Origin of the sequence: Anaerostipes faecis, assembly GCF_910574135.1 — a bacterium.
GTDB classification, from domain to species: Bacteria; Bacillota; Clostridia; order Lachnospirales; family Lachnospiraceae; genus Anaerostipes; species Anaerostipes hominis.
The window spans coordinates 23,932-40,148 of sequence record NZ_CAJSYK010000014.1; the positions used below are offsets into that span (position 1 = coordinate 23,932).

Annotated in this window: 14 protein-coding genes; 10 read left to right on the top strand and 4 right to left on the bottom strand. The window is 45.2% G+C overall.

Annotation, left to right across the window (positions count from 1 at the left end; genetic code table 11):
- Positions 1-60: 60 nt before the first annotated feature.
- A complete protein-coding gene (locus tag QGT46_RS10550) occupies positions 61-2,529 on the top strand; it encodes an InlB B-repeat-containing protein (RefSeq protein WP_148458858.1) in 2,469 nt (822 codons plus the stop codon).
- A gap of 58 nt (positions 2,530-2,587) precedes the next feature.
- Here QGT46_RS10550 and QGT46_RS10555 read toward each other — a convergent pair whose 3' ends face one another.
- Complete coding sequence (locus QGT46_RS10555) at positions 2,588-2,977, bottom strand: tautomerase family protein (RefSeq protein WP_006568752.1); 390 nt, start codon at positions 2,975-2,977, stop codon at positions 2,588-2,590.
- A gap of 192 nt (positions 2,978-3,169) precedes the next feature.
- Between QGT46_RS10555 and QGT46_RS10560 the strand changes: the two genes are divergently transcribed.
- Together QGT46_RS10560 and QGT46_RS10565 are read left to right on the top strand one after the other, a co-directional pair.
- Positions 3,170-3,907, top strand: coding sequence for an electron transfer flavoprotein subunit beta/FixA family protein (locus tag QGT46_RS10560; protein WP_009288836.1), 738 nt, complete (start codon positions 3,170-3,172; stop codon positions 3,905-3,907).
- A complete protein-coding gene (locus QGT46_RS10565; RefSeq protein WP_009288835.1) occupies positions 3,904-4,887 on the top strand; it encodes an electron transfer flavoprotein subunit alpha/FixB family protein in 984 nt (327 codons plus the stop codon). The genes QGT46_RS10560 and QGT46_RS10565 overlap by 4 nt, the downstream gene beginning before the upstream one ends.
- Before the next feature lie 38 nt (positions 4,888-4,925).
- Here QGT46_RS10565 and QGT46_RS10570 read toward each other — a convergent pair whose 3' ends face one another.
- The 3 genes from QGT46_RS10570 to QGT46_RS10580 are packed head-to-tail and all read right to left on the bottom strand — an operon-like array spanning position 4,926 to position 8,617.
- Positions 4,926-6,233 carry a GntP family permease gene (locus tag QGT46_RS10570; protein WP_009288834.1) on the bottom strand — a complete coding sequence of 436 codons (1,308 nt, stop codon included), beginning with the start codon at positions 6,231-6,233 and terminating at the stop codon, positions 4,926-4,928.
- A gap of 26 nt (positions 6,234-6,259) precedes the next feature.
- Positions 6,260-7,819, bottom strand: coding sequence for an acyl CoA:acetate/3-ketoacid CoA transferase (locus QGT46_RS10575; protein ID WP_009288833.1), 1,560 nt, complete (start codon positions 7,817-7,819; stop codon positions 6,260-6,262).
- Between the two features lie 21 nt (positions 7,820-7,840).
- Positions 7,841-8,617, bottom strand: a complete 777-nt coding sequence (locus QGT46_RS10580) for an enoyl-CoA hydratase-related protein (protein WP_009288832.1) — start codon at positions 8,615-8,617, stop codon at positions 7,841-7,843.
- A 308-nt stretch (positions 8,618-8,925) separates the two neighbouring features.
- On the opposite strand from QGT46_RS10580, the gene QGT46_RS10585 reads away from it, so the two are divergent.
- The 7 genes from QGT46_RS10585 (at position 8,926) to QGT46_RS10615 (ending at position 16,210) form a co-directional block, all read left to right on the top strand.
- Positions 8,926-10,068, top strand: a complete 1,143-nt coding sequence (locus QGT46_RS10585; protein ID WP_148458857.1) for an acyl-CoA dehydrogenase family protein — start codon at positions 8,926-8,928, stop codon at positions 10,066-10,068.
- A 216-nt stretch (positions 10,069-10,284) separates the two neighbouring features.
- Positions 10,285-10,698 (top strand): MarR family winged helix-turn-helix transcriptional regulator, encoded by a 414-nt coding sequence (locus QGT46_RS10590; RefSeq protein ID WP_024728147.1) that lies wholly within the window; start codon positions 10,285-10,287, stop codon positions 10,696-10,698.
- A 503-nt stretch (positions 10,699-11,201) separates the two neighbouring features.
- Positions 11,202-11,492 (top strand): hypothetical protein, encoded by a 291-nt coding sequence (locus tag QGT46_RS10595; RefSeq protein WP_148458856.1) that lies wholly within the window; start codon positions 11,202-11,204, stop codon positions 11,490-11,492.
- A 129-nt stretch (positions 11,493-11,621) separates the two neighbouring features.
- Positions 11,622-12,890, top strand: coding sequence for a M18 family aminopeptidase (locus QGT46_RS10600; protein ID WP_148458855.1), 1,269 nt, complete (start codon positions 11,622-11,624; stop codon positions 12,888-12,890).
- A 14-nt stretch (positions 12,891-12,904) separates the two neighbouring features.
- Positions 12,905-13,582 (top strand): YoaK family protein, encoded by a 678-nt coding sequence (locus tag QGT46_RS10605; protein ID WP_024728143.1) that lies wholly within the window; start codon positions 12,905-12,907, stop codon positions 13,580-13,582.
- 92 nt (positions 13,583-13,674) lie between these two features.
- A complete protein-coding gene (hcp, locus tag QGT46_RS10610; RefSeq protein WP_301590754.1) occupies positions 13,675-15,267 on the top strand; it encodes a hydroxylamine reductase in 1,593 nt (530 codons plus the stop codon).
- A 160-nt stretch (positions 15,268-15,427) separates the two neighbouring features.
- Positions 15,428-16,210 (top strand): ABC transporter ATP-binding protein, encoded by a 783-nt coding sequence (locus QGT46_RS10615; RefSeq protein WP_148458854.1) that lies wholly within the window; start codon positions 15,428-15,430, stop codon positions 16,208-16,210.
- The last annotated feature ends 7 nt before the right edge of the window (positions 16,211-16,217 follow it).

Sequence of the window (16,217 nt, forward strand, 5' to 3'; positions counted from 1 at the left end):
GAAGCAGCGAACACGGAGGAAATACCGGAGCTGAAGGAATCGTTTAAAGATGAATCCGAATTGAAAACTGAGGAGAAATCAGGAAAACAGAGAAAGCATGCAGTAAAGAAAGCAAAGGACGGGCAGGTTCTTCTGGATGTAAGCAGAGGGAATATCAGGATCACTGCCACCGGTGCTCTGGTAGGCGATACTCCGGCTGACAGCGGTGCCCTGAATCCGCAGGGATACCGGATCACCGGGAAGACTACAAAATACAATATTGTCGTTGAGCCTAAAGTGAAGACAGAGCTAACATTTGAAAATTCAGACATTTCCTGTGCCACAACGGATAGTCTGAATGTTTCTCATGCAGATGTGACTATTACGTTGGTTGGAAAAAACCGCCTATATTGTACAAAAGAACAGAGCAATGCGCTTACAAAGGACGGCATGGATGGAAGTCTTACACTGAGGTGTGTAAACAGCGGACAAAAAGGGCACAAATGCGATGCAGCCTGCGGAAGTATCACGGTACAAGGCGTAGGATATCATGTGGGAGCTTTGGGAAACAGCATAAAGAACCGAACGAATCCAAAGGAATCCGGTTTTTGTAATTTTACGATCGAGGGAGGTAATGTCACAGCTCTTGGAGGTGAACACTGCCCGGCGATCGGGGCTGCCTGCTGGACGGAACATTATGTTTCATCATGTTATGCCAAAGATATTTATATCAAGGGAGGAAATGTAGAAGCCATAGGGACAAGCCATGGTTCCGGCATCGGATCAGGATATGGGACCAAAGTCGATGGAGTTTACATCAGCGGAGGGGTTGTCAAAGCCCGGGGAGGAGAAAATGCCCCGGGAATCGGCGCTTCCATGGGAGATCCTGGTGATTCTATGATCACACGCAATATCCGTATCAGCGGAGGAGATACAGTTGTGACAGCCATCGGCGATTCTAAGTCAAAAATGCCTGGAATAGGATCTGCGGCAGGAAACGGAAAGGTATCAGGGATTACGGCTGCACCGGAAACCGGTTATCAGGGATACGTACAGGATGGGACATCTCTGACGGACTTTATATTTACAGAGAACACCCCGTTTGCAGCGGAGAGTTCTTTTTCGGTGGGAAACTTTTTCACACAAGTATATTTTGGACCATTCAGGGACAGCAACAGTATTGATTCTGCAACAAAAGAACAGATCGGCGCAAATCATGTCATCAGCAGGACAGGCGGAGAGGGATTCAGCCGGGAACAGATCACGACTCTGGCGAAAGTCACTGCAAAAGACAAAAACGGAAATACTATAGATGACCAGAAATTGCTTCTGGATGATGAAAGCCAGCTTAGTGCGGTCAATCAGGCTAAGAAGGAAGGAAATAATATAGAACTGAAAGATTTTCAGCTTGATCAGGAACAAGTGCAGAAGATTAACAAGACGAAGGCAGATGGAAAATCCGGAATTTTTGATCTTACTTTTTCGGCTCCGGACGGTGTTTCTGTTACGGTCAGGGTTACGTTAAACGGTACGTTTGATGAAGCCGAAGAGAATCCTGACAATGGGGAGATTATCAAGGCTAAAAATATCATAAGCAAAACCGGAGGAGAGGCATTTACAGAGGAACAGCTGAAAGAGATTTCCAGGGTAAAAGCAGAGGATAACACGGGTCAGAAGATTGCTTTAAAAGACATTGGATTTGCGGATTTGGAAGAAGTTAAATGTATCAATGATGCTAAAATAGCAGGTGAGATTGGGGGATATCCGCTTACGTTCCGGACGCCGGAGGGAACAGATGTGAAGATTACCGTTTTTCTGCGTCAGAGAGGCAGTGACAGCGCAGATTACGGCAAAGAAAATATCAATCCGTTTATCGGCGCCAATGATGTGGTTTTGGAAACAGGAGGAGAACAGCTTGCCGTAAAAGATATGATTGATTTATGTGAGGCAAAGGGCAAAGATCAATATGGCGACAATGCAGACCTGTGCGTTGACGAAAAGCAGCTTCAGATAATCAATGAGGCTAAGGCAGCAGGAAAGACAGGAACTTTTGATTTCACATTTGTAATAGAGGGAGGCAGTGCCTCAGTCAAAGTAACATTGACAGGAAGCCATGTGGTAAGTTTTGATCCCAACGGCGGCGAAAATGCTCCGCGGGACCAGATCATTGAAGGCGGAAAGACAGCAGTAGAGCCAAAGGACCCTGTAAGAGAAGGCTATACATTCAAAGGATGGTATGTTACAGATGATGATGGCAGAGAAGTACTATGGGATTTTAACATGCCGGTCCATCAGAATATAGTTTTAAGAGCAAAATGGGAGATCACACCGGAAGAAGATCCGGCTGACAGTGAAAACACTTCAGAAAAAACGGAGACAACAGACCGGGAGAGCGGGAATACATGGGGATACAGAGAGGTACCTGAAAAGAAGAAAGTAGAGAGAACTATCGCAGAGACGAGCGACGGGGGAAAAGGGTATCTTTTGATTTTATGTACAGTTTCAGAAGCGGGGCTGGCATGCGGACTTTGGAGAAGAACAAAGAAATAAACTTGCAGACAGGCAGTCAATGTTCTTTTAGTGGCTGCCTGTCTGGGCTCTGAGTAATTTAGAGGTCTCCGGTCAGAAACTGGGCTTTCCCGAATCCGAAACTCCAGTCGGCATCGCTGTTTTCTGTTATGGAGACGAGCAGGTCTTTTGGCGGAATCCCACAGTTTACATTTAGTCTTTCACAGAGCAGGGAGTAAAGTTTTTCTTTTTTCTCCCGGGGTCTCTGTTTGCTTGTGACACGGACCACGATTTGATCCTTTGTGCGCTCAAATCCAAGGCCGGTATCTAGGAGGATCATTTCTTCCGGATCGTGCTGACTGACGATCTGATAGCGGTCCCGCTCCGGTATTTCAAAGGCTTCAACCGCACATTCGTGAATGGTATCCAAAATATTTTTCAGTCTTTTTTTATCATCTTGTTTTTGTAAGTCTACTTGAATCAATGGCATAACAGAATCCTCACTTTCTATCGTTGACAGATAAAAATAATGGTGGTAATATAACAGTGACAATTAATTAGCATACGAACTAATGGGATGCAAATTAATTTGCATGGGTATCATAGCACAGCAGTTTTTCAGAGTCAACAACTTTATTTGAAATAAACTTCGGATTAAGGCTGGGAAGGGAGTGAAAAAAGGTTGAACATATTGGTTTATTTAAAAGAAGTTCCGCCAAAAGAGGAACAAGTGAAATATCAGACTGCGGAAGGGATCAGCGACAGTGATAAAAATGTTTTGAAAGAAGCTCTGAATCTGAGAGATCAGGAGGGGGGCACAGTGACAGCCATGGTGATCGGGCCGCCGGAAGCAGAGAAGACTGCGCGGGAGGCTTTGACATGGGGAGCGGACAGAGCGGTTCTGGTCCTTAAAAAGGAAACAGGAGATATCAGCCACAGTGCAAAACTGCTTGCCGGGGCGATAGAGGCAGAAGATATGTTCGACATTATCCTGTGCGGCCGTCAGGCCATTGACGGGGATGCCGCCCATATGGCGGCCATGACGGCATTTTTCCTGAAGATTCCTCTGATTGCCTATTCAAAAAAAATGAAAGTTTCAGACAAGAAAATATTTAATTGGTGTATGGCTGGAGAGGGAACAGAGCGGACAGAGAGTTCTTTGCCTGCCCTGGTTCTCTCGGTAAGAGAAGACAATGCGCTGAGACACCCGAATGTTGCTGACATTATGTCCGCATATGCAGAGAGTACGGTGATTCCTGTTTTGAAAGGTGAACAGGGGAAAACAAAAAAGATCATAAAACAGGTTCGGGAGTATATACCGGATGAGGCGCCGAAAAACAGACAGATGCTGACCGGCAGAGACGAGCAGGAGCTGGCGGAAAAGCTTTGGCAGCTGATCAAAGAAAAGGAGGCCGTATGAAGAAAACATCAAAAATTTTGATCATAGGAGAGATACAGAATCAACATGCGGCCCACGTGACAGTTGAGCTTCTGGGAGAAGGCAGGAAGCTGGCAGATTCTCTGGATGCAGAATTGATTTTGACAATCGTGGGAAATGATGTCGAAAAAACATGTAAGGATCTTCTCAGGTATCCCGCAGACCGAATCATAGCGGCGGATCATCCAAGTCTTAAACAAAAGCAGCTGGAGACTCACAGCAGGATTCTGTATGAGATTGTTAAGGAGCAGAAACCGGATATGATTCTGGGAGGGGCAACGTTGTTCGGAAAGACACTGCTGCCGACTCTGGCCGCCATGCTTGGAACAGAAGTGATGACGGATGCTGTCGGATTGGAGATTGACAAGGAAACAGGGAAACTGCTGGTAACTAAGCCTGCTTTTGACGGGAAGAGCATGTCTGTGGTTTCGATGCCGGAGGTTCCTGTGCAGATGGCGCTGGCAAAGCCGGGAGTATTTAAAAAGGCCTGTGAGACAGACGGCAGACAAGGAAAGTTTACTGCGTTTTCGGCAGACTGGCTGCAGGAGATAACAGAGAGAAAAAGAACACTGGATCTTATAAAAGAAGAAAAGAAGATTTCCCTGGAAGATGCACATATCATTGCGGCCGGGGGAAGAGGGCTGAAAGGTCCGGAGGGATTTCGGCTGCTTTTACAGTTCGCCGAAAGGATCGGAGCACAGGCCGGATGCACAAGGCCGTGTGTGGATGCAGGGTGGATGCTTCCGGAGCAGCAGATCGGACAGACAGGGTGTATAACGAAACCGGACATTTATATAGCATTTGGAATTTCCGGGGCGGTTCAGCACATGACCGGAGTCAGGGCCGGGACAGTGATCGCAGTGAACAGTAACCCGAATGCAGCTGTTTTTAAATACTGCGATTATGGCATTGTGGGAGATGCAAAAAAGATATTGGAAGAATTTTTGAAACTGCCGTTGTAAAAAAGAAGACCCGGAGGACCGGATCTTCAATGTTAAGTTTATAGTCCAAAAGAAGCTAAGACGATAAAGATTCCGCAGGATATAAATGGTATGATAATCTGCGTAACCGCAATATCCCAGTAAGCTTCTTTATGGGTCATTTTACAAATGCCGAGCAGTGTGATCTGCGCTCCCTGATGAGGAAGTGTATCTAAAGTACCGGCTGCGATGGCGGAAATCCTGTGCACATAAGGCAGCGGGATTCCCATTTTAATATAGGTAGACTTCAAAGCATTAAAGGCAACCCCCATACCGCCGGAAGCAGAGCCGCAGGCTCCTGCACAGACAGCCACGGTGATCATTACAAACACCAGAGGAGGCATGCTCATGTCTTTCAGAGCGGCAACCAGGTCGGTAAAGCCCTGGGTTTTCTGTACAACGCCTCCAAAACCTACAACGATTGCAGTATTTAAGATAGCAACGCCGGAGTCAGAAGCACCTTTGTTAAATACGTTGATCCATTCGTTGATGCCCTTGATCCTGTTAAACATCAGAATGGTTGCCAGGGCTACACCTGCAAATACAGATGTCTCCACAGGAAGCTTCACGATGTTGAAGAGCACCAGAATGAGCACAATCGGAAGGACAGCGATAGCAACGTGGGGAAGATTTTTATCTTCATCGATGGCCATCTCTTCTTCACTCAGCTGATATTTTAAGGACTTATCGATAAAACGATATCCCTTTTTCGTAAACTTTCTTGCCCGCATTTCCAGCCAGACAAAAATCATGATAAACATAGCCGCAGTCGTGATCAGAGATGGAACAAATGCGGCTGTTGCCGGTGTGCCAAGATTATCCATGGCAATGACATTCTGAATAGAAGGAGAACCGGGACCGCTCATGGACCAGGTCCAGCATCCGGCAGAGATTGCGGCCGGGATGAGCCTTCTTGTAAGATTCGCTTCCTTGAATAAGTTTAATGCGATTGGATAGATAACAAAAAATACAACGAAGCCACTGACTCCTCCAAAGGTCAAAAGACCGGTGATGATCATGATGATCGGTGCCACGAATTTTCCGCGGCAGAGCCCTGCGATCGCTCTGGCTATGGATTCTGCGGCTCCGGTATATTGATAAACGGAGCCGAACAGTGCGCCGACAAAGAATACGAGAAAATACTTTGTCACGTAGTCGGATGCTGCAGGCATAAATGCATTTTTCAGCGAGTCCAGGATTGGAAGCCTGGAGCAGATAACCACGAAGATCGTGACAAGCGGAGCCAGGATCAGGGCACTCATCTGTTTAAAAGCTAAGACTCCGAACAGGACAATCGCCAGGACTAAGACTAAGATTTGTAAATTCACAAAAACCCTCCTTTATTTGTGGATTGCTAATCGTGTTTCAGACCCATCAGCTCATCTCTGAAAATTCTTTCATCCATAAGCTTTGGCGTACCGTCCATTTTAGGAGTGAATCCCATATGGTCGATGATCTGTGTTTGGATATCGATGCCAGGGGCAACTTCTGTCAGATAGACACCGTCTTTTCTCAGTTCAAAGACAGCGCGCTCTGTGATATAGAGAACCGGCTGGCCGACTTTATTTGCGTACTCGCCGCTGAACGTAATCTGTTCTACCGTGTCCAGGAACTTATTAGATTTTCCTTCCTGATCAATGATAAGCTTTCCATCTTTTACAGACGTTTTTAAACCGCCGGCAGTAAAGGTTCCGCAGAAGTAGCAGCGTTTTGCATTCTGAGTAATGTTTACAAATCCGCCGCAGCCTGCAATCCTCGGACCGAACTTGCTGACGTTGATGTTTCCGTCTTTGTCTGCCTGTGCAAGGCCTAAGAATGCATAGTCAACTCCGCCTCCGTCATAGAAATCAAACTGGTACGGCTGGTCTAAAATACATTCGGGATTGACGGAACCTCCAAATTTGGCTCCTCCCTGAGGCACGCCGCCGACAGGCCCTGCCTCTACGGTCAGAGTCATATAATCTCCGATGCCTTCCTCATTGGCAACCATAGAGATATATTCAGGAATACCGATTCCTAAGTTGACCACGGTATTTTCCGTCAGTTCCATGGCAGCTCTCCGGCCGATGATCTTTTTTGCGGAAAGAGGAGGATATTCAAGGCTGCTTAAAGGAATACGGAAGTCTCCGGTCATTGCACCGTCATAGTCACATCCTACACACTGTTCGTGGTCTTGCATATTTTCCACTTCCACGACTGCATCCACATAGATTCCGGGGATCTTGACTAATTTTGGATCTAAGGTACCGTCTGCGACGACCTTTTCCACCTGCACCACAACTTTTCCGCCGCTGTTCTTCACTGCCTGAGCCATGGTTGTGACTTCTGTTGTACAGCATTCATGGGAAAGTGTCACGTTGCCGTGCTCGTCAGCATATGTACCCCGGATGAATCCGATGTTCAGCGGAAAAGATTTATATAGTAATTTATCTTCTCCTAAGATTTCTACCACATCTACGATGTCCTCGGTCGTAATGTCATTTAATTTGCCGCCTTCAATGCGCGGGTCGGCAAATGTATTTAATCCCACATGAGTGATCACGCCGGGTTTGTGACCGGCGATGGCACGGTAGAGCTGTGCCAGAGTGCCCTGCGGCAGATTGTATCCTTCAATTTTGTTATCAAGGACCAGCTGTCCAAGCGTCGGGACCATGTTCCAGTGTCCGCCGATGACACGTTTGGTCATTCCTTCGTGGGCAAAATGATCCGCACCGCTTCCGTCACGGTTTCCCTGGGCAGCAGCGTAAAATAAAGTCAGGTTTTTCGGAGAACCGGTTTCCAAAAATCTTTTTTCCAGAGCTTTTGTAAGGGCTTCCGGCATTCCGCTGGCAACAAATCCGCTGGTAGTGACGGTTGTATTATCTTCTACCAGGGCAGCGGCCTGATCTGCTGTAATAATCTTAACTTTTCCCATAGTTTTTCTCCTTCATTTATTTTAGAAATCTTTTAAATCTGCTTTGCGTTTTTCAAGAAATGCAGTCATGCCTTCTTTTTTGTCTTCCGTAGAAAATGCGAGTCCGAATAAATCTGCTTCTAATGTAAGTCCGCTGCTTAAATCGGTGTCCATGCCTGTGTTGATCGCTTCTTTTGCAAGAGAGATTGCATAGCTTCCTTTGGACATGATCTTAGCTGCCATCTTTTTGCAGTAATCAATCAGTTCTGCCTGAGGAACTACCTTGTTTGCAAGTCCGATCCTGTAAGCTTCTTCGGCGTCGATCTGGTCACAGGTAAAGATAAGTTCTTTTGCACGTCCTTTTCCGACTAAGCGGGAGAGACGCTGTGTTCCTCCGAATCCCGGGAGGATTCCGAGGCCTGTTTCCGGCTGTGCGAATCTTGCATTTTCTGCGGCTACACGGATATCACAGGCCATGGAGATCTCACATCCGCCTCCGAGAGCATATCCATTGACAGCGGCGATCGTTACCTGAGGCATTGTCTCTAATTTAAGGAATGCTTCCTTTGCCAGCAGACCCATCTGTCTTCCTTCCGCAGGAGTGGCATTGACCATTTCAGAAATATCGGCTCCGGCTACAAATGATTTTTCTCCTGATCCTGTAAGGATAACGACTCTGATGTCCTTGCGGCGGGAGATCTCGGAAAAGCACTGGTCTAATTCTGCTAATGTCTCACTGTTTAAGGCATTTAAAGATTTTGGTCTGTTGATTGTAACTACTGCGATCTCGTTTTCTACTTCCATTAATAAATTGTTCATTCTAAATCCTCCTTGAAATGACATATACATTACACTTAATCAGCTCTTGTTAGAAAATTAACATATTGGCGTGCAAATATTTAGGATACAAAATATTATTTATGCTTCTAATATGGACTATATTTGCATGTTTGTCAATGGTTTATCAATATATTTTATTTAAATTGTATAATTCTATAAAAGATTATAAAAATTTATTGACAATATGCACAAGGGGTGATATATTTAGCTTACAAAATATTAGTATGCAAATATAGGGGAACAAAATGGTAAATTTATGTTAAGTTTGGTGAAAGGAGTGATTATTTATGAATTTTGAATTAACGGAACAGCAGGCAGCCATTCAGGAGACAGCAAGAAACTTTGCTCAGACAGAGTTACAGCCGGGAGTGCTCAAGAGAGATGCCAACAGTGAATTTCCGGTAGATCTCTATAAGAAGATGGGAGAACTGGGACTGATCGGACTTCCTTATCCGAAAGAAGTCGGAGGCCAGGGAGCCGATTACCTGTCTTATGTATTGGCAGTGGAGGAGATCTCTAAAGTAGATGCTTCTGTGGGTATTTCTTATTCTGTATCCACTTCTTTATATGGAGGAAGCATCATGAACTCTGACGCTCCGGTCGAGAAAAAGAATGAATTTCTGGCGCCGGTATTGTCCGGACAGCACTTCGGATCTTTCGGACTCACGGAACCAAATGCGGGATCTGATGCGGGCGGATGTGTAACCGTTGCTGAAAAAGACGGGGATGAGTACATATTAAACGGTATGAAGTGTTTCAATACGAATGGACCTTTAGCCGATTATACGGCAGTATATGCCCTGACGGAACCTGAGAAAAAAGCCAAGGGACTGTCCTGTTTCGTGGTGAAGAAAGGAACTCCCGGATTTTCAGTGGGCAAAGTGGAAGACAAGATGGGAATCCGTTCCGCACAGGTTTCAGAGATGATCCTGGAAAATGTACGGGTGCCGGCAGAAAATATGATCGTTCCTTCCGGAGACGGATTTAAACTGGCTATGAAGACTCTGGACGGAGGCCGTATCGGTGTTGCCGCACAGGGACTTGGAATTGCAGAAGGTGCATTTGAGATTGCAAAAGAATATTTAAAGACGAGAGAGCAGTTCGGCAAACCATTATACAGGAACCAGTATCTTGCATTTAAGATGGCGGAACTTGAAATGGAAATTGACGCTGCAAAGCTCATGCTTTATAAAGCTGCTGCCGACAAACAGGAAGGAAGACCATATTCTATTCCGGCCGCAAAGGCAAAATACCTCTGTACAGAGGCGGCAATGCATGTGACAACAGAGGCGGTGCAGATGCTGGGAGGAAACGGTTACATGAAGGGATACCATGTAGAGCGCATGATGAGAGACGCCAAGATCACTCAGATCTACGAGGGAACCAACGAGATCCAGAAACTCGTGGTCAGCGGAGCGATTTTCAGATAGTCTGTTTTTGGAATATGAATCCTAAGTTTTCAGGGATGTCAATTATGGCATCCCCTTTTCATGCTTTACAAGGATGACTTTGCTTTAGGATAAAAGCCTTAAAATTATAGTATGTCTTCTTGACAGAAGTTTTTGTAACAGATATGATGAAATATATAGTATGCAAACAGTTTGAAGTGTTTGTATGTAGTTTTGTGTAGGAGGGAAAAGGAACGGATGGAATTGAATCAATGTATCAACTATCTTTTGACCACTGCCCAGCACGCGGTGTTTCAGGAGATGAGCGCACAGCTCTCTAAATTTGACGTGACTCCGGTACAGTACGGTGTTATGTACTGTCTTTGGGTGAAGAAGAAAAACAGCCCGAAGGAGATCGCAGAAGAACTGAGGCTGGAAAACTCTACGATCTCAGGTGTTCTTGAGAGAATGGAGAAAAAGGGATTGATCAAGAGAAAAGTCAGCAAAGAAGACCGACGTTTTGTAGAGATTATATTGACTGATAAAGGGAATGACTTGGAAGAACCGATTCTGGAAACAGTGGAAGAGGTCAACAGGATCGTGTTGAAAGATATGGGACAGCAGGAGCAGGAAGCGCTGAAGGCATCCTTAAGGCATCTGGCTGGGATCTGAGCTTTAAAGATTTTATAACGAAAGAATATGCAGCAGAAAGGAGCCTTTCTGACTGCTATTTTTTTGTTATAAAATATTATTAGATTATGTTTATGAGGATTAGATTTAATGGTGGTTGATATAGTTATATATATTGACAAGATGAATTTGAAGGAATATAATAACATAAATTATAAAAAATAGAATTATATTAAAAAATTATAAAAAAGGAGGAAATAATAAAAATATGAAAGAGAATCTATTATTTCCAGTAATTTATATATTGGTATTATTTTTGAGTGTTTATTTTCAGTATCATATATCTTCAAAAAATATCAAAAAGGGGAGAATTATCCCCTTTCTTTTAATTGCATTTATCGTTGTTATTTGGATTACAAATGGTTTTGACGTAATGAAGTGCTTACCTGTATCTATAATTTTAGGATTTATCTGTATTATCAATATCCTGATATGGATTTTTTCATATCATAAATACTGAAACCATTTTTGAAGGAAAGTACACTTTGAAAGATGGGGGAGCTACAACGATTACGCTTAAAGATGAAAAGGAACACGAACTATTATCAACGGGATCATATACAAAAAATACTGTACGAACGAAAAAATTTGGAAACAGGATGTTTACAGCAACTGTTGTTGTTGAACATACACTTTATCCTGACTCTAAGCTTCATCTTAAATTTCATTATTCCATTGGAAAATACGGATTAAGGGCAAGATATGCCGAATCAGGTTCTGATTCGTTTGGAGTAGTCACGGTGTCAGAAGGGACACCTAAAATTACTGACAAATAAGGGTCTTTTTTCTTTATATGGATGTGCAGTCATAATGAAGGTTCGACACACCTTTCTTTTCATTCACTGTTTTGCTAAAATAGATAGAAAAGATTTCATATGACAGATAAGTTGAGAAGGAGGCAGAACATGTCAGATCAGATTAACCGGCAGCTGTTTAAGTTTATTGAAAAAAGTCCGTGCAGTTATCACGCTGTGGAGCAGATCAAAAAAGAGTTGACCGAAAATGGATTTCTGGAACTGAGAGAGCAGGAGACCTGGGAAGTAGAAAAGGGCGGTAAGTATTTTACCAGCAGAAACGGTTCTTCTTTGGCTGCTTTCTGCGTACCGGAGAAAAAATTAAAAGGGTTTCATATTACCGCGTCCCATACGGACTCACCTGCTTTTAAGATAAAAGAGAATGTGGAATTACAGGCGGAAAAGCATTATACAAAACTGAACACTGAAAAATATGGGGGAATGCTGATGGATTCCTGGCTTGACCGGCCACTTTCTGTGGCAGGAAAGATCATCGTGAGAGACGGGGAAAAACTTACGGAAAAGCTAATTCATATAAAGAAAGATCTCTTAATGATCCCAGGGCTGGCAATCCATATGAAAAGAGGAGCAGAGGATGACGCACTGAATCCCCAGATTCATATGCTTCCCGTCTTCGGAGACCAGACAGCCGAAAAGGCATTTATGCGGACAGCTGCATCCGAGGCGGGTGTAAATGAAAAAGATATCCTCGGTACAGATCTTTACCTATACAACCGGATGCCGGGAACTGTATGGGGAGCAAACGGCGAGTTCATGTCGGCACCGAGGCTCGATGACCTTCAGTGTGTATTCGCATCTTTGCAGGCTTTTGTCAACAGTGAGGGAAAAGAGTATATGAATGTCTTTTGTGCATTTGACAATGAGGAGGTCGGCAGCGGAACAAAACAGGGAGCCGGATCTACATTTTTAGAAGATGTCTTGTGGCGGGTAAATGAGGCGCTGGGGAGAACCGGGGAGCAGTACCGGATGGCCGTGGCGGAGAGCTTCATGATCTCTGCGGACAATGCTCATGCGGTGCACCCAAACCAGCCCGGCAAGGCAGATCTTACAAACCGGCCGTATATGAATGAAGGAATTGTGATCAAGTACAGTGCCAATCAAAAATATACGACGGATGCATACTCCGGTGCGATGATGAAACATATCTGCGAAATAGCCGGAGTCCCTTATCAGACCTTCCACAACCGTTCAGACTTGCCGGGAGGCTCAACTCTCGGAAATATTCTGACGGGCAGTGTGTCGTTAAAAGCCGTGGATATCGGCCTTGCCCAGCTTGCCATGCATTCTGCCTATGAGACGGCAGGAGCCAGAGACACAGAATATATGATCAGGGCCCTTCAGGAATTTTATCGCGGTTAAGGGAGGCAGATTCAGTGAAACAGCATAAGAAGATCCAGATGTCCGAGGCCTTTCAGCTGGGTGCCGTTTTGGCTGTTGTCGGGGGATTTCTGGATGCGTACAGTTATCTTTTCAGGGGAGGGGTGTTCGCCAATGCCCAGACAGGAAATATCGTACTGCTGGGCATCAGCCTGCAAAAAGGAAAGTGGCAGGGGGCTGTCCATTACGCCATCCCTATTCTGGCCTTTGCGGCCGGAGTCATTGTGGTGGAACTCATCAAGAAGTATTTTAAACAGCATCCCAAAATCCATTGGAGACAGATCATTGTCATGATTGAAGCGGCAATGATCTGCCTGGTTGCCTTTATCCCTTCGGGAGAAGCGGATATGATCGCCAATGTTATCATTTCTTTTGTCTGTGCCATGCAGGTGGAGACCTTTCGGAAGGTACATGGAAATGTCTATGCGACGACCATGTGCACAGGAAACTTAAGAAGCGGAATGGAAATCCTGTTTAAATACTTCCAGACGAAAGACCGGGAACTGCTGAACAGGAGCCTGAAATACTTTGGGATTATTTTGTTTTTCATAGTAGGTGCGGCAGCAGGCACGGCGGCAGGAAATGTGCTTTCTCACAATGCCGTTCTGATCTGTTCTGCACTTCTTCTGGCAGTATTTTTCATGATGTTTATGGAGACAAAGAAAATTAATTGATAAAGTGTTGAATATCCAACAGATTTTTAAGGCTCACTCCTGTATACTCAAGGAACAAACTCAAATATAAGAAATTTCAGGAGGATAGAGCGATGGATAAAAAGATGTTTTGTTTTCAGTGTGAACAGACGGCAGGATGCAGCGGATGTACAGGAGCAGCAGGGGTCTGCGGGAAAGATGCAGAGACTTCAGAACTCCAGGACCGGCTGACCGGCGCTTTGATCGGCCTTGCCCGTTCCGCAGAAGGAAACCGGACTTTTGACAGCACGGACAGAGCCATGCTGTCAGGTCTGTTTACGACAGTGACCAATGTGAATTTTAACCCGGAGACGATCAGGAAGCAGATCAGTCTGGTGCACAGGGAGAAAGAAAAATTAGTGCCTTCCTGCGGCGGGTGTTCTTCACCCTGTGGGAAAAACGATGACTATGTGATGAAGCAGCTCTGGGAGGAGCAGGAAGATATACGGTCCTTAAAATCCCTGATCTTGTTTGGACTGAGGGGAATGGCAGCCTATGCTTATCACGCCATGGTGCTGGGCTATTCGGATCAGACGGTAAACCGGTTCTTCTATGAAGGCATGGCATCCATAGGCTACGATCTTCCCAAAGAACGGCTTTTATCACTTGCACTGAAGCTTGGAGAAGTGAATTTACAGTGTATGGAACTTCTCGATAAGGCAAACACAGAAACATTTGGGAACCCAGAGCCTGTATCCGTTCCTTTTAAGGTGGAAAAAGGACCGTTTATCGTCATAACCGGACATGATCTTTACGATCTGAAACTTCTTTTGGAGCAGACGGAAGACAAGGGGATCAATATTTATACTCATGGAGAAATGCTCCCGGCCCATGCTTACCCGGAACTTAAAAAGTATCCTCATCTGAAAGGCAATTTCGGCACTGCGTGGCAGAACCAGCAGAAAGAATTTGACCATATCCCGGCTCCGGTGCTGTTTACGACCAACTGCCTGATGCCGGTAAAACCGTCCTATGCAGACAGAGTCTTTACGACGGAAGTCGCCTCCTATCCGGGAATGATTCACATCGGTGAGGACAAAGATTTCACCCCGGTGATCGAAAAAGCGCTGGAACTGGGAGGGTATGCAGAAGACAGAGAATTTACAGGAATCAACGGCGGCAGCAGTACGGTGACCGGCTTTGGGCACAATACAGTACTGTCTGTGGCAGATACGGTCGTGGATGCGGTGAAAAAGGGCGAGATCAGTCATTTCTTTCTTGTCGGAGGCTGCGACGGGGCACACAAGGAGCGGAGTTATTACACGGAATTCGTAAAACAGACTCCGAAAGACAGCATCATCCTGACGCTGGCCTGTGGAAAATACCGGTTCAATGATATGGACCTGGGAGAGATCAGAGGACTGCCCCGGATCATGGATATGGGACAGTGCAATGACGCATACAGTGCCGTCAAAACAGCCCAGGCTCTGGCAGAAGCCTTTTCCTGCGGGATCAACGACCTGCCGCTGACCCTGGTACTGTCATGGTATGAACAAAAGGCGGTATGTATCTTGCTGACTCTTCTTTATCTCGGCATGAAGGATATTTATCTTGGACCGAAACTGCCGGCATTTTTATCACCGGGCGTACTGGATATGCTGGTAAAGGAATACCGGATACATCCTGTTTCAGACCCGGAAAGTGATCTGAGAGAAATACTGGGTTAATGATTCAATACTTTTTCACAGAAGGAAGATCTTTATCAAGGGATCTTCCTTCTGTTTTTTTACCAACATTTAACATGATGTTCAAATGAATTCAAACTTTCGGTGATAGACTTGGTCTTGTTCAAAGAAATGATATCGATTGAGAAAGGAATGGAAGTTTATGCTGAAATTACAAAATATAAAGAAATCCTATGACGGCACTACGGTGTTGGACGGAATATCTCTGGAGATTCCGGATGGAGAGATTGTTTCCATCCTGGGGCCGTCCGGCTGCGGAAAGACAACACTTTTAAATATGATCCTTGGGATCACGGAACCGGACAGCGGAAGCATTGAGTTTAACGGAAAGGATATCACTGATTCACCGATGGAAAAACGGGGATTCAATATCGTGTTTCAGGATTATGCCCTGTTTCCGAATCTGAATGTATATCAGAACATTACTTACGGACTGAAAAACAAGCCGGACATCTCTTCAAAAGAGGAGGTGGAGGAACTGATCGGCCTGCTTGGCCTGAAGGAACATCTTCCGAAGAAGATTGAGCAGCTTTCAGGGGGACAGAAGCAGAGAGTGGCCCTGGCAAGAACTTTGGTCATGAAGCCTAAGATCCTTCTCTTAGATGAGCCTTTAAGTGCACTGGACGGAGTGATCAAGGAATCTATTAAAAACAGAATTAAGACGATCGCGAAGGAATTTCATCTGACTACTGTCATCGTGACACATGACCCGGAAGAGGCGCTGACTCTGTCTGACCGGGTGCTGATTGTAAACGAGGGACGGATTTCCCAGTACAGCGAGCCGGAACAGATCGTCAACGCGCCCCGGAATGACTTTGTGAAGAATTTTATCCTGAACCAGCTGGAGATCAAAAAAAACAATATTTTTACGCTGTTTAAAAATCAGCTGAATATACAGCCCGGAAAGGAAAGCCTTGTTTCGTAAGGCGGCA